The sequence below is a fragment of the Halomonas shantousis genome, from assembly GCF_054654615.1.
On record NZ_BAAIER010000002.1, the window covers coordinates 3716738 to 3738540 of the forward strand.

Sequence of the window (21803 nt, forward strand, 5' to 3'; positions counted from 1 at the left end):
GGCTTCAGGGTCAAACCGTGGCCCGTTTTCCGCGCAACCGGCCGCTGCCCACCAGCATGCCCAGCGTGATCAGCACGGCGGCCACCGCCAGCAGTGGCGTCGGCTCGGCATAGCCGGTCACGATCAATACCAGTGTCGACAGCAACGGCGTGAAGTAGGACAGCAGGCCCAGCAGACGCAGATCCCCATGCTTGACGCCCACGTCCCAGGTGAAGAAGGCGCTGCCCACCGGTCCCAGGCCCAGCCCAATCACACCCAGCCAGCCCAGCCCCTCGGGCCAGCGTGCAGGTTCGAACAGCATGTGGCATGCCCCCGCAAGCAATGCCGTCGCCAGACAGAAGCCGCCCACCGCCGCCGTCGGCACGTCCTTCACCGCACGCGACAGCACCGAATAGCCGCTCCACACGAAGGCGCAGGCAAAGGCTGCGCCATAGCCCAGCGTGCTGCCGCCGCCGCCAACGTCTCCCCCGACCAGCAGTGCCGCACCGACGAACCCCAGCAAGCCCCCGACTACATGGATGCTCTTGAGCCGCTCTCCGGGCAGCAGGGCGACGAAGATCACGATCAAAAGCGGCCAGAGATAGCTGATCAGCCCGGCGTTGGCCGGCGGCGCGTTCTGCTGGGCGACGAAATACAACGCGTGGTAGCCGAACAGCCCGCCGACTCCCAGTGCCCAGACGCGAGGCGGCTGCTTGAGCGGTGCCAACAGGGATTCGCCGCGCACACGCAACCACACGGCAAAGCAGGCGAAGGCAATGGCAAACGCCAGCGCGGTGAGCAGAAACGGCGGCACCGGTCCGGCGAGCTGGGTCAGCGCCGCCAGTAGTGCCCAGTTGAGCACGGTAGTGGCGCCGATGGCGGTGGCACGGGAGTCGGCGACGAGGCGAGTGGACGTGTCGGTCATGAGTCGGTCTCCTTGATCTGCCCCCAGCCTGCCAGCACGACACCGGTAAAACTTGTCGAATCCTGATGTTTCTCGCTCCGCTGGCAGGCATCATGGTCCTTGCTCGCGCTTCTTTGCTCGTGAAAGTGCCCCTTGCCTGCGGAAAACACCATGCCTACCGCCGATCTCACACAACCGCTATGGATGCTGCTGGCCTTCGTCGCTCTCGGCTGGGCATGCGCCCGCCGCCTGGCCGTCGATCCGCGCCCCATCGCCACTCTGCTGATCTACATCATCGCCCCGCTGACCTTCTTTCGCGGCCTGGTGCTGGGCGGACCGACACCGGATCTCCTTTGGCTCACCCTGGGACTGTTCCTGCTCGCCAGCCTGATCAGCCTGATCGTCAGCCAGCTGGCGAAACGTGTCTTTGCGCCGCAGGAAGCGGCCCTGCTGGCCTTCTCGGCGGGCACCGGCAATACCGGCTATTTCGGCTTGCCCCTCGCCATGGTGCTATTGCCACCGGAGGGCGTGACCCAATACCTGTTCTGCCTGCTGGGCATCACGCTCTATGAATTTACCGTCGGCTTCTATATCAGTGCCCGCGGGCAATTCTCGGCGCGCCAGAGCCTGGCCCGAATCCTGCGCTTGCCGCTGATCTACGCATTTGCTGGCGCCCTGCTGGTCAGCGGGCTGAGCCTGTCGGTGCCCGGTGCCGTGATGGAGGGACTCGACTACTTCAAGTATTGCTATACGGTGCTCGGCATGATGATCATCGGCATGACGCTGGGCCGGGTGACGATGCGCGAGGTCGATGTCCGCTTCATCGGCGCCTGTGTCGCGGCACGCTTCGTCATGTGGCCGCTGGTCAGCCTGGGGGCCGTGCTCCTGCTGCAGGCCGGTGTGGGTATTTCACCGACGCTGGCCACGGTATTGCTGCTGCTCGGCGTGGTGCCGATGGCCGCCAACGTGGTCGTGATCGCCATGGAGCTCAGCATTCGCCCCGAGAAAGGCGCCATCGCCGTACTGCTGACCACTCTGGCCGCGCCACTGTTGATCCCGTTCTATCTCCACGTGCTGCTGGCGCTGGCCGGACTGGCGTGAATGCCTCGCCACTCCCGCGGCGAACAGCCGTGACGACGGCGAAAGACCCGCGAGAAGTGCGCGCCATCGCCGAAGCCACAGGCCAGCGCGATTTCGGTCAGCGAGGCGCGGGAATCGCCCATCAGCCGGCAGGCCTGCTCCAGGCGCCGGTCGGTCAACCAGGCATGCGGCGTCTGGCCGGTCAGCGCCAGGAACTGGCGAGCGAAGGCCGCCTCGGCGAGATGACAGTGCGAGGCCATCTCGCCGACCCGCCAGGGGTGGGCCAGATCGGCCATCACCCTGGGCAGCAACCGGATCAGACGCAGGCGCGGCGACGACTCCCGCGAGGCCGGCGCGCCAAATGCGGACTGGAGCCAGCCGAATAGAACGGCAGAAGACGCTTCGGTCAGGCGGCGCGCCTGGCTCAGCAGATCCGGCGGCACTCGTCGTGGCATCTGCATTCGGCCGATATCCAGCTCCAGCACCTCGCACCAGGCCACCGGCAGATCGAGTGCCAGACAGCCGTTGCCGCCGAGGGCCAGATAATGATGCTCGTCACCGGCGGCGATCGGTGCCAGCACACCGGCGGCGACATGCGTTCCGCGTCCGGCCACCTCGAGTTCGACGTTGCCCTCGAGACCCAACAACAGCTGATGAAACTCGTGGCGGTCGGTGAGGACGCGGCGTGGATAACGGCGCATCTCGATGACAGGAACGGACATGGCACGACTCGTATCATGAAAAAGCGCCACACGCTGACAGTGCGGTCGCTACCGATGGAAACTCACGCCTCGGGCCAGACGATGCTGACTTCCAGGCCGTGGGGCTCGCGATTGTGCAGCGTCATCCGCGCCCCCTGGCGCTGAACCAGCTCCAGCACGATGGACAGGCCAAGGCCGCTTCCGGTGGTGCGCTGATCGGAAGCGCGGCGAAAGCGCTCGGTGACCTTGTCGAGCAGAGCATCGGGAATGCCGGGGCCCGTATCCCGCACCACCAGACATGGCGATGCGCCGGCCCGGCTCAGTTCGACCTCGACACGACCGCCCGGCGGAGTATAGCGCAGCGCATTGTCGAGCAGGTTACGCAGCAGGATGCCCACCTCGACCCCATCGGCACGCATGTCCAGTCGGGTCGCCCCCTTCAGCGCCAGCCGCTGTTGGCGCTCGTTGGCCAAGGGCCAGAGATCCGCCATGAGTTCGACGACGATGGGATAGATGTCGAGGGTCGCAACCGCGCCGGTCTCGGAGCGGTCCAGTCGCGCCAAGATCAAGAGCTGCTCCACCACCCGCTGCAGCCGCTCCACACCGACATAGGCCTTTTGCAATGACTGCGCTTCGCCCGCCTGGGCATTATCCAGATGAATGCGCAACGCGGCCAGCGGCGTACGCAACTCATGCGCGGCATCGGCGGTGAAGCGCCGCTCCCGTTCCAGGGTTTCCGCCAGCCTGACGATGAAGTCGTTCAAGGAGTGCTGCAGACCTTCCAGCTCCCGGGGCGGGCGGGTGTCGATGCGGCGCAGGTCCTGGGCGTCGCGCCCCTGAACCTGGCGGGACAACCCGTCGATGGGCGCGAGTCCGCGGCGGATGATGCGGCTCATCAGCCACAGCAGCAAGGGCAGGAGAAGCACCATCGGAATCATGTTGTTCCACGTGATGCGCTCGACGATCTCCCTATGAAAGGCCTGACGTTGCCCCATGCTGATCCAGGCACCGCTGGTCTCGTCGAACATGCTGAACACCCGCCAGCGCTCGCCATCGTACTCTTCCCAGCGATAGCCCTCCTCTCGCGGCGCGGGAAAGGGGCCGGCATCGCTCCATTCGGCGCCCAGCAGCCGCGGGGAACCGTCACGGTTCCAGACGCCCAGCGTCAGCTTGCGCTCCTCTTCATGATAGAGCTTCTCCGGAATGGCACCGGCATCCACGGGCACCGGCTCACCGTCACGGTAGGCCAGCGCCGGATGGCCCGGGATGCTCAGATGCTGCGCGAGGCGCGCATACCCCTCATGGGACATGTCCGGCGTGATCTGCCCGGCCACGATTCGGCCATGCAGACTGAGTTGCGTATCGAGAATCTCTTCCAGTTCGTGATCGGTGATCAGGTAGGCAGCCGTCACCGCCACGCCTGCCGCGATGGCCAGCACCAGCGCCATGGTGCGGACCAGGTAGCGCCGAATCGAAGTCATGCCGCGCTACTGTCCAGCCGATAACCGATACCGCGCACGGTCGTGATCAGCCGCCGGTCGAGCTTCTTGCGCAGATGATGCACGTGCACCTCCAGAGCGTTGGATTCCACCTCTTCTCCCCAGCCGTACAGCAGGCTCTCGAGTCGCGGCCGCGAGAACACCTTGTCGGGCTGCCGGGCCAGCTCCAGCAATAGCGCATATTCGCGCCGGCTAAGCTTGATCTCCTCGCCCCGCCAGATGACGTAGTGGCGAGCCTCATCGATACTCAGCGCGCCCAGGGTCAGCAACTGCGAGGCCCGACCCTCGGCCCGGCGCGTCACCACACGCAGGCGGGCCAGCAGTTCCTGCAGGTCGAAGGGCTTGAGCACGTAATCATCGGCGCCGGCATCCAATCCCCGTATTCGCTCCTCCACGGCGTCTCGGGCCGTCAGGATCAGTATCGGCAGCGAGGCGTGCTGCCTGACGCGATTCAGTACCTGCATACCGTCCAGGTCAGGCAGTCCCAGATCGAGAATCATCACCGAGAATGTCTCGTTGCTGACGGCGCTGATCGCCTCACGCCCTTGAGTCAGCCAGTCAACCGTATAACCTTCGCGCTCCAGGGCGACCTTGATCCCATCGCCCAGCAGCGGGTCGTCCTCTATCAACAGTACGCGCATGGTGTCCTCCCCTCAGCCCGGCTCGGCATCATCGCCATTTCTCCTTAAGCTTTCCTTAAACATTCACTTGTCTGGCCCCACCTGAATCCGGCGGCAACGGGCTAAAGGGCTAGTGACATGTCTTCGTTCTTAAGCTGTTCTTAAGGTTCGCGGTGCAGGCTACGCGAGATTTTATCGGGAGTGTCCATGAACGTACTCATTACCGGCATGGCGGGGTTCATCGGTCATGCTCTGGCGCGTCGCTTGGCGAAAAGTCCTAGCTGGCACATCGTGGGAGTCGACAATCTCAGCGATTACTACGACGTGTCGCTCAAGCGGGCCAGACTCGCCGATCTGGCCGGCTTTGACAACGTGCATTTCGAGGCATGCGACGTGGCCGACAGCGCGGCCATGCAGCGCATCTTCGCCATGCGGCATTTCGATTGCGTCGTGCACTTGGCGGCACAGGCCGGTGTGCGCCATTCGCTCGCCCATCCACTGGATTATGGTCAGGCCAACATGATCGGGCACCTCAACGTGCTCGAGGGTTGCCGACATCGGGGCGTCGGGCATCTGGTCTATGCCTCGTCGAGCTCCGTCTACGGCCTGAATGCCGCCGCCCCCTTCTCGGTCCATCACAACGTTGATCATCCCGTCAGTCTCTATGCGGCCAGCAAGAAGGCCAACGAGTTGATGGCCCACTCCTACTCCCATCTTTATGACCTCCCCACCACCGGCCTGCGCTTCTTCACGGTCTATGGCCCCTGGGGACGCCCCGACATGGCGATCTTCAAGTTCACCCGCCGCATCCTCGAGGGGCTCCCCATCGAAGTCTACAACCGGGGCGACATGTCACGTGACTTCACTTACATCGACGATGTGATCGAGAGCATCGTTCGGGTCATGGCGCATGTGCCGCAGCGAAATGCCCAATGGGACCCCAATCAGGGCAGCCCCGCCGACAGCAGCGCTCCTTACGCACTCTACAATATCGGCCACGGCAGCCCGGTCGACTTGATGAGCGTCATCCATGCCATCGAGCAGGCGACCGGCTGCGTCGCGCACTACGACTACCGACCCATGCAACCGGGCGACGTGCAGCACACCTGGGCGGATACCGCCCCCCTGCTGGCGGCGACGGGATACTGTCCGCACGTCGATGTCGTCGACGGCATCCAGCGTTTCGTGGACTGGTACCGCCGTTATTACCATATCGATTTTCCTCTGCACTCGAGCCCTTGCTATCTTTAGCGATTCGCAAGGAACCCGGCGCAGAGTAGCGAAGGGCTTTCCGCCAGCAGGCGCATCGCGCCCTTTCTTGTCAAAGATCAAGGATTCCACGCATGCAGCACCCCTTAGTGTCGGTCATCATTCCCGCCAAGGATGAGGCGGATAATCTTCCCGGCCTGTTGGACGAAGTCGCCACGGCGCTGGCCGGTACCGATTATGAAGTTCTGGTGGTCGACGATGGTTCGCGCGATGCGACCTGGACGCTGCTGAGTGCCCGCGCCGCGCAGGATTCTCGCCTGCGCCCCTTGCGTCATGCACAGAGCGCGGGGCAGAGCACCTCGGTGTGGCAGGCATCCCACGCCGCCCGGGGTGTCTGGCTGGCCACGCTGGACGGCGACGGCCAGAACGATCCCGCCGATATCCCGCGCCTGCTCGAACGGGCCCGTCAGGGCGATGCCGCGCTGATTGCCGGGCATCGCGTGTCGCGTCGCGACGACTGGCTCAAGCTGGCCTCGTCGCGACTCGCCAATCGGGTCCGGGCGGCGCTGCTCAAGGACGGCACGCCGGATACAGGCTGCGGCCTCAAGGTCATCTCCCGCGCGGCATTCGTGACCCTGCCCTACTTCAACCACATGCATCGCTTTCTGCCGGCGCTGATACAGTCCCAGGGAGGGCGCTGCGTTTCCATGCCCGTCAATCATCGCACGCGCCATGCCGGCAAGTCCCATTACGGCGTCAACAACCGGCTCTGGGCCGGCCTGCTGGACATGCTCGGCGTCATGTGGCTGCAACACCGCTCGCGGCTGCCGGCCCCCATCATGCTGGAGGAGCCCATCCCGACGACGGACGCACCGCGGGATGCCAACACCGGTGCCGCCAGCGGCACGACGGATGGCGCACCGCTCGACGGCATGCGAGGCGATGCATGAACGAATCATGGCTATGGCTGAGCGTCGGCTTTCTCGGCCAGGCCCTGTTCTCGGCACGCTTTCTGGTGCAGTGGCTGGTCAGTGAACGCGCCAAGAAGAGCATCGTGCCCAAGGCCTTCTGGTTTTTCAGCCTGGCCGGCGGGGCCACACTGCTGGCCTATGCGATCTACCGGCGCGACCCGGTATTCATCGTCGGGCAGGCCACGGGGCTGTTCATCTACATCCGTAACCTGATGCTGATCCGCCGTGAGAATCGCGCCGACGAGTAGTGCCCCTGCTTCCCCAGTCCTCTTTCCAACGAGTCCTCTTTCCAACGAGCCGCCCGTTATGCGTCGACCCGCCTTCCTTCGTCACCCCATGTCCCTGGCTTGGCTCGCCATCTTCCTGTTTGCCCTGGTCCTGCTGGGCCTGGGCATCGGATTGCGCGACCCCTGGCCGGCGGACGAACCCCGCTTCGCCCTGAACGCCCTGGAGATGCTCGACACCGGCCAGTTCTGGTTCCCCCACCGTGGCGGCGAACTCTATCCCGATAAACCGCCGGTCTTCATGTGGCTGAGCGCGCTGGCGATCGCCCTGACCGGCTCGGTACGCCTGGGATTCCTGCTGCCGTCGCTGTTCGCCGCCCTCGGCACACTGGCGCTGGTCATGGACCTTACCCGCCGCCTGTACGATGCGCGCATCGCCAGCCTGGCGGGCCTGGCCCTGCTTGCTACCCTGCAGTTCGTGCTGCAGGCCAAGGCGGCGCAGATCGACATGTTGCTGACCTTCTTCACCACGCTGGGGGCTTACGGCATGTTGCGCCATGCGCTGCTGGGCCCGGCCAGAGGCTGGTGGTACGCCGGCTGCGCCTCGATGGGGCTGGGCATCATTACCAAGGGAGTGGGCTTTCTGCCCCTGCTGTTGCTGCCCGCCTGGGGATGGCTGGCCTGGCGCGGACGGGCGCAGCGCCTGGCCTGGAAGGATCTGGGGCTGGGGCTGGCGACGCTGCTCGGCGTCATCGCGCTATGGGGCGTGCCGATGATTCTCGTCGCCACGTTCGGTGACGATCCCGCACTCGCCGCCTACCGTGACAATATCCTCTTCAAGCAGACCGGCGAGCGCTACGCCAACGCCTGGCATCATTACAAGCCGTGGTACTACTATCTCGTTCAGGTGCTGCCCTGGGCCTGGATGCCGCTGGTGCTGGCATTGCCCTGGGCGGTTCCCGCCTGGTGGCGAGGCGTGCGGCGCGGAGACGCCCGTCTGCTCCTGCCGCTGAGCGGCGTGGTACTGATCGTGGCATTCTTCTCCTTCTCCGACGGCAAGCGCGGCGTATACATGCTGCCCACGATCCCGCTGCTGGTAGTGGCGTTGGCGCCGCTGCTGCCCGATCTGTTGCGAAAGCGCGGTCTCAACTGGCTGGGGGCGGGCGTGCTGGCGCTATGCGGCAGCCTCTTTCTGATTGCCGGCCTGCTCGGCGCACTGGGGTTGCCGGCCCTGCAGAAGCTCGCCGAGCGTTACGACATCGTCCCTTGGGCCTGGTGGATTCTGCTGGGGCTGACCGCAGCGGGACTGCTGGCCTGGCTACGTCCGCGGCGTGGCATCCTGGCGTTGCCGCTGTGGTTTGCCGTGTTCTGGATATCCTGGTCGACCTGGGGCTATATCCTGCAGGACCATGCCCGCTCGCCGCGTGACATGATGCAACAGGTCGCGGCCATTACCGGGCCGGATGCCTGGCTGGCTCTGCCCGTGTTCGGTGAGGAGTTCCTGCTGCAGGCCCGTCAGCCCAGCGTGCACTTCGGTGAACGGACGCCGCTCGACGCTCAGATGTCACGTGCCTATGCGTGGTTGCAGGAAGCGTCGGCCGAGCGCTGGATGCTCATCGACAAGAGCCGTGCGCAACACTTCAGCTGCATCGATGCCGCTCAGGCCGTGGACATGGGCCACCAGAACAGCGACGACTGGTGGTTGATTCCCGGTACGGCCGTCTCCGCCTGTGAAGGCCAGGAAGATGCCGCGCCTCTCTTCGTGGCACCCACCACCATCGAGCCCTCCCCGTGAAGCGGATGGGTGTCCGGCCCGTCACCGGCTGGACACCCGCCATTCTTCAGCAAGCGCTAAGGAAACGTTAAGCCGGCTGCGCCATGATGCTTCCATACTTGGAGACCTGGGGAGCACTTCATGCAGATGTCATGGCTCGATCGTCTGAGCTCACGCTCTTTCCATGCCGTCACTCATCGGTGCAACCGGCCATACGTTGCGGGCGGCAGACGGACATCTCATTCGTCACTTTTCCGCATGCCGGCGCTTGCCCTGGTTACGGGACTCTTCTGGCTCGCCACCTCCCAAGCCATTGCCGAAACACTGGGGCTCCTTGCACTTTTCACCGGTTGCGTGGCGCTGACGCTCACGCCTGGGGAGGTGAGCATGAGGTTTCATGTGCCGGTGGATGGCAACTCTGCTCTGGCCGAGAAGGGTGATGATTTCGTATCGGGAGTTTATACTCTTTGTGCAGCAATCGTCGGCACCTTGGTCATGCTTTTTCTGCTGAATTGATACCGCTTCGCGCCGCCTGTCACCATGCATGCCAGGAATCCGACCAGCATCTGCCAGGTATCGGTAACGTCTCAATAACCTTATCTCTTCCACACCACTCCGCTCATCCACATCCCACTCCGCTTGCTGTTATCTCCTGCCTTAATCCGGTGATAATTCACCGATTATCGTGCAATGCTTATCGCAGTTAATTCCGATGCAAACATGCGAAAAAAGCGTATCGTTTTTACGACTTCATTCCGCCATTCCCTTGAACAGATAATCAACTCTTAAGCATGGCCTCTCATAATGTGACGAAATCCCTGCGATAGACATCATATGATGAAGGCTCTCTCGAATTTTCCTCTTTCCACCTTTCCTCTCCTCCTCATCGGCAAACACTCAAAGGAGCTGAAAAGGCTGTACAAGGCCTTGGCGAACTCCTGCGCCGGTTTCTCTTCTGCCTGGAAACATGAAGCGGCCTTTCGTCAGGAAATCATTATCGGCATCCTGCTCATTCCGCTGATTTTCCTTTCCGATACCAGCGCGATAGAGCGGGCCCTGATGTGGATGACATTGCTGCTGGTGCCTCTGGTGGAGCTGATCAACTCGGCGATCGAAGCCACGGTGGATCGTATCGGCCTGGAGCATCACCCTCTTAGCGGCCGCGCCAAGGACGTCGCTTCCGCTGCCGTATTACTCAGCCTGTTACTGATGACGAGCGTCTGGCTATGCATACTCATTGGATGAAGTCTCCGGTGGGGATAGTGTGCCTGTCCTGGAGTGCCTTCACGATGCTGATAGTGCTGCTGGACACGTTCAATGTCGATTTCCGGGTGGCGGACCAGCTCTATCACTTACAGCATGATAGCTGGTCATTGAAGGACAATTTCATCACGCAACAGCTGATTCATCAGGGCGGACGGGATCTGAGCGCCGTGCTGGGAGTCGTGACCCTCGCCGGCATAGTCTTGAGCCACTGCCGACGGGAACTCGCGTCGTGGCGTCGTCCAATGACCTACCTGTTCGCATCGGCAGCCCTTTCGATGCTAGGTGTGTCCTTTCTCAAGCACACCATCAGCATGGAGTGCCCCTGGGACCTGGCCCGCTATGGCGGCAGCGCCCCGTTCATCGGGCTGTTCGAGCCTCGTCCTCCTGCGATGTCCGACACCGCCTGTTTTCCCGCCGGCCATGCCAGTGCCGGCTATGCCTGGATCGCGCTGTATTTCTTCTTCGCCGCAACATGGGCGCGCTGGCGCTGGGCGGGGCTTGGCGTGGGTCTCGCCATGGGCCTGACATTCGGCGTGGCGCAGCAATTAAGAGGGGCGCACTTCCTGTCGCATGACCTGTGGACCCTGATGGTGTGCTGGACGACCAGCTTCGCCCTGGCCCATCTGATGCTTCCGTCGCGGAGCCGTCATCTTCCGGCATTCCCTTTTGGAGCCATATCATCATGAATCGACTGAAAGCCTCGCTCCGGCAGGCCGTTCACTATCGGCCGCGCATGGGCGGCGAGCGTCTTATCCTGTGGGTCACTCTCGGCTTTACTCTGTTCTACAACTTCGCCTTCTGGCAACAGACCCTGGCCAGTCTCCCCTTCGATAGCCTGCATGACGGGGCGATGCTACTGGGGTTGCTGATCGTCATGACCAGCCTGCAGTTCGTTGTCTTTCTCCTGTTTGCCAACCGCCGAATCGTCAGGCCGGTACTCTCGGTGCTGATTCTGGTGGCCGCCTGCGTCAGTTACTTCACCGCGCATTACGGCACCTACTTCGACACTTCCATGATCGACAACCTGCTGCAGACCGACACCCGTGAAGCAGGTGAACTCGTCACCACGGGGCTACTGCTGCATCTGCTGCTGTTTGCCGCCATTCCCATAGCGCTGATCTGGCGCGTGCGCATCGCGGCCTCTTCCTGGCAGAAGGCCCTACTCCGGCGCCTGGCGTATCTGTCCGGCGGCATCCTCGTCCTGGTGGCCTCCATCATGCTGACCTACCCCAGCCTGTCGCCGCTGATGCGCAACGACAAGGAGCTACGCTATCTGGTGACGCCGGGCAATTATCTGGTTTCCATGGGTCAGGCTCTTGCCGCCGGCGACCAGACGGCCGTCAAGCAGCGCCAGCCGATAGGCCTGGATGCTACACGTACGGCGCCCCAGCGGGAGCGCCCGTCTCTGCTGGTCATCGTGGTGGGCGAGACTCTGCGGGCGGCCAACTGGGGCCTCGATGGGTATGCGCGCCAGACGACGCCACAACTGGCACGCCGAAACGACGTGATCAATTACCCCCACGTGACCTCCTGTGGCACCAGCACCGCGGTCTCCCTGCCCTGCATGTTTTCACCGGTGGGCCATGACGATTACGACAAGGCTTACATCGAGCAGCATGAATCGCTGCTCGACGTGCTGAAACATGCCGGCGTGGACGTGATATGGCTGGACAACCAGTCGGGATGCAAGGGCGTATGCGACGGGGTGGCCTCGCATGTCGTCACGGCAACGGACGCCCCGGCCCTGTGCCAGGGCGAGCACTGCATGGACGAAGCCCTCGTCGAGGCCCTCAAGTCACGCCTCGACACCCGCCACGCCGATACCGTCATCGTTCTGCACCAGCTGGGCAACCACGGCCCCAGCTATTACCAGCGCTATCCGCAGGCCCTGCGGAAATTCACACCGACTTGCGACACTGCCGAGCTGAGCCGGTGCTCCCGGGAGGCGATCGTCAACAGCTACGACAATGCCGCCCTGTACACCGATCAGATGCTCAACCGTCTCATCGACTACCTGGCTCACCAGCAGAGTCATGAGGCCGCGATGATCTACGTTTCCGATCATGGCGAATCCCTGGGCGAACACGGCCTCTATCTGCATGGCGTACCTTATGCCATTGCCCCTCAGGAGCAGACTCACGTGCCCATGATCTGGTGGCTATCGCCCGAATTCGCTCGCGATCAGGGCATCGATACAGCGTGTCTGGGCCAGGCCGCCGGCCAGCCCGTCTCGCACGACAACCTCTTTCATAGTGTTCTCGGCATGCTCGATGTCTCGACGTCGCTCTACGACCCCGAGCTCGATATCAGCCGCCCCTGCCGCTGACAGGGGCCTCGCATAGCCATTCTGACCCTTTCATGCAACTCCGGAGCCAGGTGCATGCCTGGCTCCGGAACAGATAGTGGCCAACCGGCCATCGATATTCCGGCCGCGTCTCACGCCATGGCGGCGCATTCGTCCGCGCAGCGATAGCAGGCCTTGGCACACTCCTGGCAGTGTTCCATGTCGTGCTTGGCACACTCGTCGCCGCACTTCTTGCAGATATCCGCGCAGACCCGGCAGATATCGCGGGCATACTCGCTGCGTTGTGTCATGAAGGATGCGGCCAGACGACAGATCTGGGCGCACTGCATATCCAGGCGGATGCACTCCGCCATCATCTTCACATCGTCTTCCTGCAGGCAGGACGTTGCACAATAATCGCAGTAGGTGGCGCAGGTATTACATGCCTCGATACAGGACTTGAACTTTTCGAAATCCATCTCGTCTCTCCCTTGCGTTCATGCTTATTGCTGGCTGATATACCAGAAGTACTCTCTCCATGTTTAGTCCCGCCTCCCTGGCCGGACAAGTAACCGTTACCCTTTTTTACGTCATTCATCCCACCTGCCGAATGTAAAACATGCAGGTTTTCCTGAAAGTATTTAAAGAAAAGTCGGACACTTCCGCCCCTAATCTTTTAATGAAAGTGCAAGAGGATGCGCGGCCATTTTCGGCGCTTCAGCCTGGGCGGACTGGACCAGAAACCTGCCAGCATTCAATGAGCGCTGGCAGGTCCGAGCTTGTGTTCAGCACTACTAGACCCTCACCCGCCGTAAACGGAGTGCATTAGCGACTACCGACAACGAGGAAGCACTCATCGCGAAGGCGGCGAACATGGGTGAAAGCAGAATGCCGAAGAAGGGGAACAGAACTCCCGCCGCGATCGGCACCCCCACCCCGTTGTATATCAGTGCGAAGAACAGGTTCTGTTTGATGTTGCGCATGGTGGCCAGCGACAGCTTGCGGGCCCGCACGATGCCGTCGAGATCCCCCTTGACCAGCGTGAAGCCCGCGCTTTCAATGGCTACGTCCGCCCCGGTGCCCATGGCGATACCCACATCGGCCTGGGCCAGCGCAGGGGCATCGTTTACGCCGTCCCCCGCCATGGCCACTTGACGTCCCTGCTCCTGAAGCTCGCGAATGATGCGAGCCTTGTCCTCGGGCATGACATCGGCGCGAATCTCATCGATGCCCAGCCGCCCGGCCACGGCGCGCGCGGTGCGTTCATTGTCGCCCGTCGCCATGATGATGCGGAATCCCAGCTCGTGCAGCGCCTTCAGCGCCTCGGGCGTGGTGGCCTTCACGGGATCGGCGACACTGACCAGCCCGGCAATTGCCCCATCGAGTACGACAAACATCACCGTCTCGCCCTCATCCCGGCGCGCATTGGCCGTATCCGTCAGCCTATCCCCATCGAGGCCCAGCTCGGCTATCAGCTTGGCATTGCCCAGCGCGACCGGCTTGCCATCGACCACGCCCTTCACGCCCATGCCGGTCAATGCCTCGAAATCCTCGGTCTTGCCAACTGCGACGCCACGCGCCTCGGCCCCTGCCACGATAGCTTCGGCCAACGGATGCTCGGAGCCCTTTTCGAGACTGGCCGCCAGCCGCAGCACCTCGGTCTCGTCATGCCCCGGCTCGGGCAGCACCGCCACCAGTTTTGGCTTGCCTTCGGTCAATGTACCAGTCTTGTCGACGATCAGTGTGTCGACCTTGGCGAAACGCTCCAGCGCCTCGGCATTCTTGATCAACACCCCCATCTGCGCGCCGCGTCCGGTGCCCGTCATGATCGACAGTGGCGTGGCCAGCCCCAGTGCGCAGGGACAGGCAATAATCAGCACCGAGACCGCCGAGACTAATGCATAAGCCAGGGCTGGCGTCGGCCCCCAGATCGCCCAGACGATGAAAGCCAGCACCGCGGACCCGATGACCGCTGGCACGAATTTTCCGGCCACCGTATCAGCGAATTTCTGGATCGGTGCACGGGAGCGCTGGGCACTGGCCACCATCTCGACAATCTGGCTGAGCATGGTGTCGGCGCCCACCCGGGCCGCCTCCATGACCAGACTGCCGGTGCCGTTGATCGTGGCTCCGGTCACTCTGTCGCCCTCGACCTTCTCCACCGGTACCGGCTCGCCCGTGATCATCGACTCGTCGACCGAGGAGCGCCCCTCGACCACCACGCCGTCCACCGGCACCTTGTCACCCGGCCGCACCCGCAGACGATCGCCGGCCTGCACGTCTTCCAGCGCGATTTCTTCTTCGCTGCCGTCGGGGCGGATCACTCGCGCCGTCTTGGCCGCCATGTCCAGCAGCGCGCGAATGGCCTTGCCAGTCCCCTCCCGCGCCCTCAGTTCCATCACCTGGCCCAGCAGGATCAGCGTGACGATCACCGCCGCCGCTTCGAAATAGACACCGACATTGCCATCGGCATCGCGAAAGCCGGCGGGAAAGATGCCCGGCGCCAACACCGCCACGATGCTGAACAGGTAGGCCGCCCCGACACCCATACCGATCAGACTGAACATGTTGAGATTCAGGGTACGGAAGGAGTGGTAGCCGCGTATCAGAAACGGCCAGCCCGCCCACAGCACCACCGGCGTGCTGAGCCCCAGCTCGATCCACTGCGCGGTCCGCTCGCCAAAAAATTCTCGGATTCCGCCAAAACCCAGCATAGGCCCCATCGTCAGAATCAGCAGCGGGACCGTCAGGATGGCGGCGATGCGCAAGCGCTTCGAAAAATCGACCAGTTCGGGGTTGGGGCCCTCCTCACCCACCACGGCAGACTCGAGTTCCAGCCCCATGCCACACAGCGGGCAGGCGCCGGGGTCGGGCTGGCGCACCTCGGGGTGCATCGGGCAGGTATACACGGCGCCTGTGTAGCCGTCGGGTACCTGGTCATACTTGTCGCCGGGAACCGGCTTGTCCATGCCCTGGCCGACATGGTGTCCATGGCCGAGGCCAGAGGCCGACGCTTCATCGCTCCCTGCCGGGACAAGATGCATGCCACATTTCGGACAATCGCCCGGCTCCTCGGACACGACCTCGGGGTGCATGGGACAGACATACTGCGACGAGTCCCGAGCATCGGGAAATGAGGGCTGGGCACGGGAGCTGTCGTTTGCATTGGCCATAGTCGATTATCCTTTTGGCTGTTCTTGTCGCTTGTCGGCAATCGGCGCAAGGCTTCGATTACAGGGTCATGAAGGGCGACGCCTGCTGATCATCAAAGCGGATGATCTCGAACGGCGCCAGTTGGGGTCCCGGCATGCCCGGCGAGCCCTGAGGCATACCGGCAAGGGCGATACCGGCGACTTCCAGGCGCGTCTCGAAAAGTTTTTCCACGGCCTCGAAGGGAACATGCCCTTCGATCACGTAATCGCCCAGCATGACCGTATGGCACGACCCGTAGCCATAGGGAACTCCGGCGTCCAGCTTGATATCGCTAAGATCGCGGCGCTCGATGATATCGACATCGATGCCTTTGGCTTTCAGATGTCTGGCGTATTCATCGCAGCAGCCACAGGAGGGGTTCTTGTACAGTCGGGCAGTGTCAGGTACCGCAGCCTGTATGGCTGCGGAGCCCAACAGCAGGAAACTGGTAGCAAACGTGACGGCAAATCCTGTTTTCATGATAAATCTCCAGCTACCTGCTTACGAACAAGTATTTAGTCAGGGAGGCGATTCCCAGACCAAGCAATAACAGCAAACCACCGCTTACCAGAAACATCATCCAACCCATAGGGCCGGCCATCGTCATGCAATCGGCGAACATAAATCCTCCTATCTCGAACAGGCTGGTGACGAAGCGTCGACGCCTGCTTGAACAGCACCAGACCACTCCTGAAACTGTAAGACCTGCATGTTGCTCACAGGTCAAGTGAAATGGCGCGAGTCCGCAGCAACCTGACCGGGCAGCACGATGCGTACCTGCAACCCACCCTCGCGGGAAGCCGAAAACACCACCTCGCCGCGGTACTGCTCGACGAGCTGTTTCAGGATGGCCAGCCCCAGGCCGTGGCCGGGAGTGAGTTCGTCAAGACGCCGGCCGCGCTGGCCAAGCAGCGACAATTCGGAAACCACCACACCCGGGCCGTCATCCTCGATCTCGATCACCAAGCCATTCTCCCGATATAGACGGCACCACACCTGGCAGCGCGCCCATTTGCCGCCGTTGTCGAGCACGATGCCCAACATCTCGCTCAGATCCTGGCGCTCGACGGCAATGCTGTGCCCCTCCGGCAGCCGGTTTTCGAGAATAAAGCGATTGGCGGGATACAGCGTACGCATCATGTCGACGAGGATTCGCGCCTCGTCGGCGACGACGGCCCGCTGCGCACTGCCCGGCCCTGCGAAGCGCGCCCGACGCAGTTCGGAGCTCAACTGCGCCTGCATGGCTTCCAGACGCTCGAGCATGCGCTGGCGACGCTGGTCGTCGATGGGCCGCCTGCCACGCAGTACCTGAGTCACCGCTGCCAGTGGGGTCTGCAGGGTATGCGAGAGGTTGGCCATCGCCTCGCGCGAACGCAGCAGCCGCTGCTGCAACTCATGCATGAAGTGGTTCAGCTGGGTGAGCAGGCCGTCGAGTTCGGATGGATTGTCGAGGTCGAGCCGGTCGCGCTGGCCCGCCTGAAACTCGGCCAACTGACGCTGCAACTGCGACAGCGGACGCAGACTGCGATTGACCGCTACCAGGTTGAGCCCGATCAGCAGCGCCAGCAGCAGGACGGAAATCCCGCCAACCCACCAGTGCAGAGTCTCCAGACCTGCCTCGACCCGGGCGAAGTCCTCGCCGATGAGCAGCACGCCGGAGCGGCCATCCAGCATCAGAGCCTGCCGATAGACAAGCAGGTGCCGCCCCTGCCAGCGCACATCGAAGACGCTCGCGTCGGTGTCATCGAGAAACGGCCCCAGCGGAATCACCCAGTTCGGGTTCGAGGCAAAGACATCATTGCCGATCTGCAGTACATAAAGATGATGAAAAACGTCCGCGGCCAGCGTGCCCGGCTCGAGCCACTGACCGGGCGGCCCGTCGATCTGCTTCAACCGCTCGACGGTGTAGCGGGCCTCCTGACGCAGCCGATCTCCCAGAAAGTCACGCGCGAGATCGCGCAGCAGAATGCCGTGCAGCAGCCACGTCACACCGACCGCGACCAGCGCGACCACGCCCAGTCGGGTCAGCAGCCGAACGCGCAGGCTGCGCCGATCAATGCGAGGGAAAGACATAGCCCTGCCCGCGCCGGGTCTGGATGCATTCTCGGCCCAGCCGCCGCCGGAGCCGACCGATGTAGACCTCAACCAGGTTGGGGGCCGCCGCATCCTGTTCGAGAGCATAGAGCTGCTCCAGTAGGCTGGCCTTGGAGAGCACCCGGTCGGGACGCCGCATCAGGTAGCGCAGCAGACAGAACTCCGTGGCGGTCAGCGCCTGCCAGGCACCTGCGTCCCGACAGGCCTGGCGGGTCTGCTCGTCGAGGGTGATGCCGTTCACGCACAGGCTGGCTCCGACATTGCCTGAGCCCCGGCGCAGCAGGGCATGCAGCCTGGCCAGCAGCTCCGCCTCGTGATAGGGCTTGGTGAGATAGTCGTCCGCCCCGCGACGCAGGCCCACGACCTTGTCTTCCCAGCTGTCGCGGGCGGTCAGGGCTAGGATCGGCAGGTGATGGCCATCGCGCCGCCAGCGTTCCAGCAGGTCGAGCCCCGAGCCGTCGGGCAGGCCCAGATCGAGAATCGCCAGGCTGTAAGCTTCGCTGACCATCAGGGCGTCCGCCTCGCGTATCCGCGCGGTGATGTCCACCCGGTAGCCCTCGTCCTCCAGCGTTTCCGCCAGACTTTCGGCGAGCAGGTCATCGTCCTCGACGAGCAACAGGCGCATGCGTTTCCTGTCTCCTTAATGAGTATGGCCATCGGCGAAATGATCATCGCCGCCATGCTCTGCCGGCTCGGCTTCCGCATGCCCACGTCCACCATGGGCGGCCTCGCCATTAGCGTGGCCCGACGCTCCCATCATGCCGCTCATGTCGTCATGCTCATGGTCATGGCCGTCATCGGCCGGACCATTCGCGGAGCCGCCATCCGCCTGGGTAAGCGCTGCGTACTGCTGCTCTGAGAGCTCAGGCAATCGCTGCAGGAAGGCGACGATCGGCCAGAGCGCCTCGTCATTATGGGTGGCGCCCCAGGCCGGCATTCCGGTCATCCTGATGCCATGCTTGACGATCCAGAACTGTTCGGCCGGTCCCCAGTGAGCCTGACCGGCCAGTTCAGGTGGCTGCGGATTGAGCCCCGCGTAGAGCAGCGTCGTCTCGAGGCCGGGCCGCAGATGGCAGCTTACGCACATGGCGTCATAGGCGCGCGCACCCTGACGGACCATGGTGTCGTCGCTTAGATCCGGCACCGCGACGCCTTCGGCCCGGGCTTCGACAGAGTTGTGCATCGTGGTATGGAAGGCCCATCGGGTCAGTGCCGCATGGGGGCGGCTGGCGGCGATGTCATACACCCCGCTGTAGCTAAAGATCACGGTGCCGATTATCAGCACGATCAGTGTCAGCACAATGCCGGCAAATATGCGCATCCTGTTCTCCTCTGCCTGTCTCTGTCTGTCAGAACCACAGCCTGACACCGGCCACGACGCCCGATCCCTCCGGCTCGCCGAACGCCTCGCGCGTCATGTCGGCCGTGTTGCCGTACTGTTTCTCCCAGTAGGCCCCGACGTAGGGCGCGAACTTGCGGGTGATCTCGTAGCGCAGCCGCAAGCCCAGCCGAGTGGAGTTGAGCCCTTCGCCGACCCCGAATTCCTCCACGTCACTGGCCGCCACGGCGAGTTCGGCACGAGGCTGGAGAATGGCGCGCTGGGTGAGGCGGATATCGTATTCGGCTTCCAGATCCGCAGAAACGTCCCCATCGTCACTGACACGCAGCGTGGCGTCCATCTCCAGCCGGTAGGGTAGCGTCCCGTACAGGCTCAGCACTGCAAAGGTCCGTTCGGGATGATCGTTCGAGGCAATACCGCCCTGATAGCCGATCCCGCCCTGCAGCTCCCAGAAGTCGGCGATCAGATGGCTGTAAAGCAGGTCGAGGGACTCGAACTCTCCATCTTCGCCATCACCCTGTTCATTCTCGCCTTCCCCCTTGAGATAGATACGCTGCACGTCGCCGCCGTACCAGCCCTGGAAATCCCAGGCCAGGGCCTCTTCATTCTCGTCCGTCCAGGTGTATTCGAGCCGGTCGACCAAAAAGCGGCCGTAGTTGTGCTCGGTCATCGGCAGGCCCCAGCCGGGCGGCACATCATAACCGGCGTTCTCCCCGGCCAGAGCCGTCGAAACCGCCACGCAGGCCCCCAGACCCGCCAGACCCCATACAGAGTTACGCATCATTCGTCTCCTCAAGCGACCTTGACGACCCGGAACATGCCGGCGTCCATGTGGTAGAGCAGATGGCAATGGAACGCCCAACTGCCCGGCGCATCGGCACTGACCAGTGCAGAGACCCGCTCGCCGGGCTTGACGTTGAGGGTGTGCTTGCGCGGGATCAGCTCACCGGCACCGTTTTCCAGCTCCATCCACATGCCGTGCAGGTGAATGGGGTGTTCCATCATGGTGGTGTTGACGAAAATCAGCCGCAGGCGCTCGCCATGCTCGAAATGAATAGGGCCATTGACCTCGCTGAACTTCTTGCCGTCGAACGACCACATGTAACGCTGCATATTGCCGGTCAGGTGCAGTTCGAGCTCGCGGCGCGGCGGTCGCCGATCCGGCCAGGGGGCGCGCGCCTTGAGGTCGCCATAGACCAGTACGCGTCGTGCGTCGGGATCGATACCGATGCCCGGCTGGTCGTAGCGCGAGCCCGGCTGGGCCGCGCCTGCCGGCAGCAGAGCGCCGGTGCGGCTTTCGGGGGTCGGATCCTTTTCGCCGGGATACGTCATGTCCTGCATGCCGGAATGGTCCATGCCCTGCAGGGTGGAATGATCCATATCCATCATTTCGGAATGATCCATATCCGGCATGTCGGCATGACTCATGCCCGTATGGTCCATACCCGCCATGCCGGAGTGCTCCATACTCTGCATATCGGCGTGATCCATACCCGCATGGTTCATGCCCTGCATGTCGCCATGCCCACCCATGGCTTCCATGCCGCGATCCATGACGCGTCTGCGCTCGGGCATCGGCGCCACCAGTCCTAGACGCGGCGCCAAGGTGCCACGCACGTAGCCGCTGCGATCCAGGGATTCGGCGAACAGTGTATAGGGGCGGTCTTGGGGCGTGACGAGCACATCGTAGGTTTCCGCCACGGCAAGGCGGATCTCGTCCACCGGTACCGGTTGCACCGGCTGACCGTCGGCGGCGACCACGGTCATCGTCAGTCCGGGAATACGCAGGTCGAAATAGCTCATCGCCGAGCCGTTGATCAGGCGCAGGCGCACCTTCTCGCCCGGCCTGAACAGCGCCGTCCAGTTGTCCGCCGCAGCGTGGCCATTCATCAGGTAGGTATAGGTGCTGCCGGTGACATCGGCGATATCACGCGAGCTCATGCGCATCTGCGCCCACATCGAGCGCTGCTGCCACGTATCGGCAAAGCCGTTTTTCGCCACATCGGCAAAAAAGTCGCCCAAGGTGCGCTCCTGGGCGTTGTAGTAACCTTCCGCCACTTTCAGATGGCGAAAGACATCGTGCGGCTCCTCGAAGGTCCAGTCGCCCAACAGCACCACATGCTCACGGTCGTAGGTGAACGGCTCGGGCTCGGCGGGGTCGATGATCAGCGGGCCGGCATGGCCGAGCTGCTCCTGCAGTCCCGAATGGCTGTGGTACCAGTAGGTCCCGCTCTGGGTGACGGGAAAACGTGCGGTGAAGGTCTCGCCCGGCGCAATACCCGCGAAACTGAGCCCGGGGACACCATCCATTGCCGCCGGCAGGATGATGCCATGCCAGTGCACGGAGGTGTCCTCCTCGAGCAGGTTGGTGACCTTGAGTACGGCATCCTGCCCTTCGCGCAGGCGGATCAAAGGGCCGGGACTGGTGCCGTTGAGGGTGATGGGCCGCCCCGTGCCGCCGGCGATGGCACGCGACTCGCGCCTTACCGTCAGGGAGATATCGTCTCCCTGTTCCACCCCGTGAGGATAGAGATTGCCGAGGCCCGTGGCGCTGGCCCAGGCGGGGCGCAGCCCTGAAGTCGCCGTTGACAGCCCGAGCGCGGAAGCGACCTTGAGCAGTTGACGCCGGGATAGCGTATGCGTGGTTGCCATGACACGGCTCCCTGA

General features: G+C 63.2%; 22 protein-coding genes. 9 read left to right on the plus strand and 13 right to left on the minus strand.

Annotated features, from left to right (window positions below; all coding sequences use genetic code 11):
* Positions 1-10: 10 nt before the first annotated feature.
* A complete protein-coding gene (yddG, locus tag ACYQ12_RS17570) occupies positions 11-904 on the minus strand; it encodes an aromatic amino acid exporter YddG (RefSeq protein ID WP_459874228.1) in 894 nt (297 codons plus the stop codon).
* Positions 901-1056 (minus strand): hypothetical protein, encoded by a 156-nt coding sequence (locus ACYQ12_RS17575; protein WP_459874231.1) that lies wholly within the window; start codon positions 1054-1056, stop codon positions 901-903. The genes yddG and ACYQ12_RS17575 overlap by 4 nt, the downstream gene beginning before the upstream one ends.
* On the opposite strand from ACYQ12_RS17575, the gene ACYQ12_RS17580 reads away from it, so the two are divergent.
* The gene (locus ACYQ12_RS17580) at positions 1055-1984 is read left to right on the plus strand and encodes an AEC family transporter (protein ID WP_459874233.1); all 930 of its coding nucleotides are present in this window, start codon (positions 1055-1057) and stop codon (positions 1982-1984) included. The genes ACYQ12_RS17575 and ACYQ12_RS17580 overlap by 2 nt on opposite strands.
* Here ACYQ12_RS17580 and ACYQ12_RS17585 read toward each other — a convergent pair.
* The 3 genes from ACYQ12_RS17585 to ACYQ12_RS17595 form a co-directional block, all read right to left on the minus strand.
* A complete protein-coding gene (locus tag ACYQ12_RS17585) occupies positions 1945-2685 on the minus strand; it encodes a helix-turn-helix transcriptional regulator (protein WP_459874235.1) in 741 nt (246 codons plus the stop codon). The two genes, ACYQ12_RS17580 and ACYQ12_RS17585, sit on opposite strands and share 40 nt — an antisense overlap.
* 62 nt (positions 2686-2747) lie before the next feature.
* Positions 2748-4145, minus strand: a complete 1398-nt coding sequence (locus ACYQ12_RS17590; RefSeq protein WP_459874237.1) for an ATP-binding protein — start codon at positions 4143-4145, stop codon at positions 2748-2750.
* Positions 4142-4804, minus strand: coding sequence for a response regulator (locus ACYQ12_RS17595; RefSeq protein WP_459874239.1), 663 nt, complete (start codon positions 4802-4804; stop codon positions 4142-4144). Before ACYQ12_RS17595 ends, ACYQ12_RS17590 begins: the two co-directional genes overlap by 4 nt.
* A gap of 186 nt (positions 4805-4990) precedes the next feature.
* On the opposite strand from ACYQ12_RS17595, the gene ACYQ12_RS17600 reads away from it, so the two are divergent.
* From ACYQ12_RS17600 to ACYQ12_RS17635, 8 genes are all read left to right on the plus strand, one after another.
* On the plus strand, positions 4991-6034 hold the full coding sequence (locus tag ACYQ12_RS17600) for an NAD-dependent epimerase/dehydratase family protein (RefSeq protein WP_459874242.1): 1044 nt from the start codon (positions 4991-4993) through the stop codon (positions 6032-6034).
* Positions 6035-6126: 92 nt separating this feature from the next.
* A complete protein-coding gene (locus ACYQ12_RS17605) occupies positions 6127-6942 on the plus strand; it encodes a glycosyltransferase (RefSeq protein WP_459874245.1) in 816 nt (271 codons plus the stop codon).
* On the plus strand, positions 6939-7211 hold the full coding sequence (locus tag ACYQ12_RS17610; protein WP_459874247.1) for a lipid-A-disaccharide synthase N-terminal domain-containing protein: 273 nt from the start codon (positions 6939-6941) through the stop codon (positions 7209-7211). The genes ACYQ12_RS17605 and ACYQ12_RS17610 overlap by 4 nt, the downstream gene beginning before the upstream one ends.
* Positions 7212-7269: 58 nt before the next feature.
* A complete protein-coding gene (locus ACYQ12_RS17615) occupies positions 7270-8982 on the plus strand; it encodes an ArnT family glycosyltransferase (RefSeq protein WP_459874249.1) in 1713 nt (570 codons plus the stop codon).
* Between the two features lie 120 nt (positions 8983-9102).
* Positions 9103-9477, plus strand: a complete 375-nt coding sequence (locus tag ACYQ12_RS17620) for a hypothetical protein (protein WP_459874251.1) — start codon at positions 9103-9105, stop codon at positions 9475-9477.
* Positions 9478-9795: 318 nt separating this feature from the next.
* Positions 9796-10206, plus strand: coding sequence for a diacylglycerol kinase (locus tag ACYQ12_RS17625; protein WP_459874253.1), 411 nt, complete (start codon positions 9796-9798; stop codon positions 10204-10206).
* Between the two features lie 44 nt (positions 10207-10250).
* On the plus strand, positions 10251-10913 hold the full coding sequence (locus ACYQ12_RS17630) for a phosphatase PAP2 family protein (protein WP_459874551.1): 663 nt from the start codon (positions 10251-10253) through the stop codon (positions 10911-10913).
* On the plus strand, positions 10910-12553 hold the full coding sequence (locus tag ACYQ12_RS17635; protein WP_459874255.1) for a phosphoethanolamine transferase: 1644 nt from the start codon (positions 10910-10912) through the stop codon (positions 12551-12553). The genes ACYQ12_RS17630 and ACYQ12_RS17635 overlap by 4 nt, the downstream gene beginning before the upstream one ends.
* Before the next feature lie 110 nt (positions 12554-12663).
* Here the strand turns inward: ACYQ12_RS17635 and ACYQ12_RS17640 are convergent, their stop codons facing one another.
* From ACYQ12_RS17640 to ACYQ12_RS17675, 8 genes are all read right to left on the minus strand, one after another.
* Entirely contained in the window at positions 12664-12990 is a 327-nt protein-coding gene (locus ACYQ12_RS17640; protein ID WP_459874257.1) for a four-helix bundle copper-binding protein, read from the minus strand.
* A 315-nt stretch (positions 12991-13305) separates the two neighbouring features.
* Positions 13306-15684: a copper-transporting P-type ATPase gene (locus ACYQ12_RS17645; RefSeq protein WP_459874259.1), complete on the minus strand. Its 2379-nt coding sequence runs from the start codon at positions 15682-15684 to the stop codon at positions 13306-13308.
* 58 nt (positions 15685-15742) lie between these two features.
* A complete protein-coding gene (locus ACYQ12_RS17650; RefSeq protein ID WP_459874260.1) occupies positions 15743-16183 on the minus strand; it encodes a DUF411 domain-containing protein in 441 nt (146 codons plus the stop codon).
* 243 nt (positions 16184-16426) lie between these two features.
* Positions 16427-17776 (minus strand): sensor histidine kinase, encoded by a 1350-nt coding sequence (locus tag ACYQ12_RS17655; protein ID WP_459874261.1) that lies wholly within the window; start codon positions 17774-17776, stop codon positions 16427-16429.
* The gene (locus tag ACYQ12_RS17660) at positions 17757-18422 is read right to left on the minus strand and encodes a response regulator transcription factor (protein ID WP_459874262.1); all 666 of its coding nucleotides are present in this window, start codon (positions 18420-18422) and stop codon (positions 17757-17759) included. Before ACYQ12_RS17660 ends, ACYQ12_RS17655 begins: the two co-directional genes overlap by 20 nt.
* Positions 18423-18437: 15 nt before the next feature.
* Positions 18438-19118, minus strand: coding sequence for a c-type cytochrome (locus tag ACYQ12_RS17665; protein ID WP_459874264.1), 681 nt, complete (start codon positions 19116-19118; stop codon positions 18438-18440).
* A gap of 28 nt (positions 19119-19146) precedes the next feature.
* Positions 19147-19920: a copper resistance protein B gene (locus ACYQ12_RS17670; protein WP_459874265.1), complete on the minus strand. Its 774-nt coding sequence runs from the start codon at positions 19918-19920 to the stop codon at positions 19147-19149.
* An 8-nt stretch (positions 19921-19928) separates the two neighbouring features.
* Positions 19929-21788: a copper resistance system multicopper oxidase gene (locus ACYQ12_RS17675; protein ID WP_459874266.1), complete on the minus strand. Its 1860-nt coding sequence runs from the start codon at positions 21786-21788 to the stop codon at positions 19929-19931.
* Positions 21789-21803: the final 15 nt, after the last annotated feature.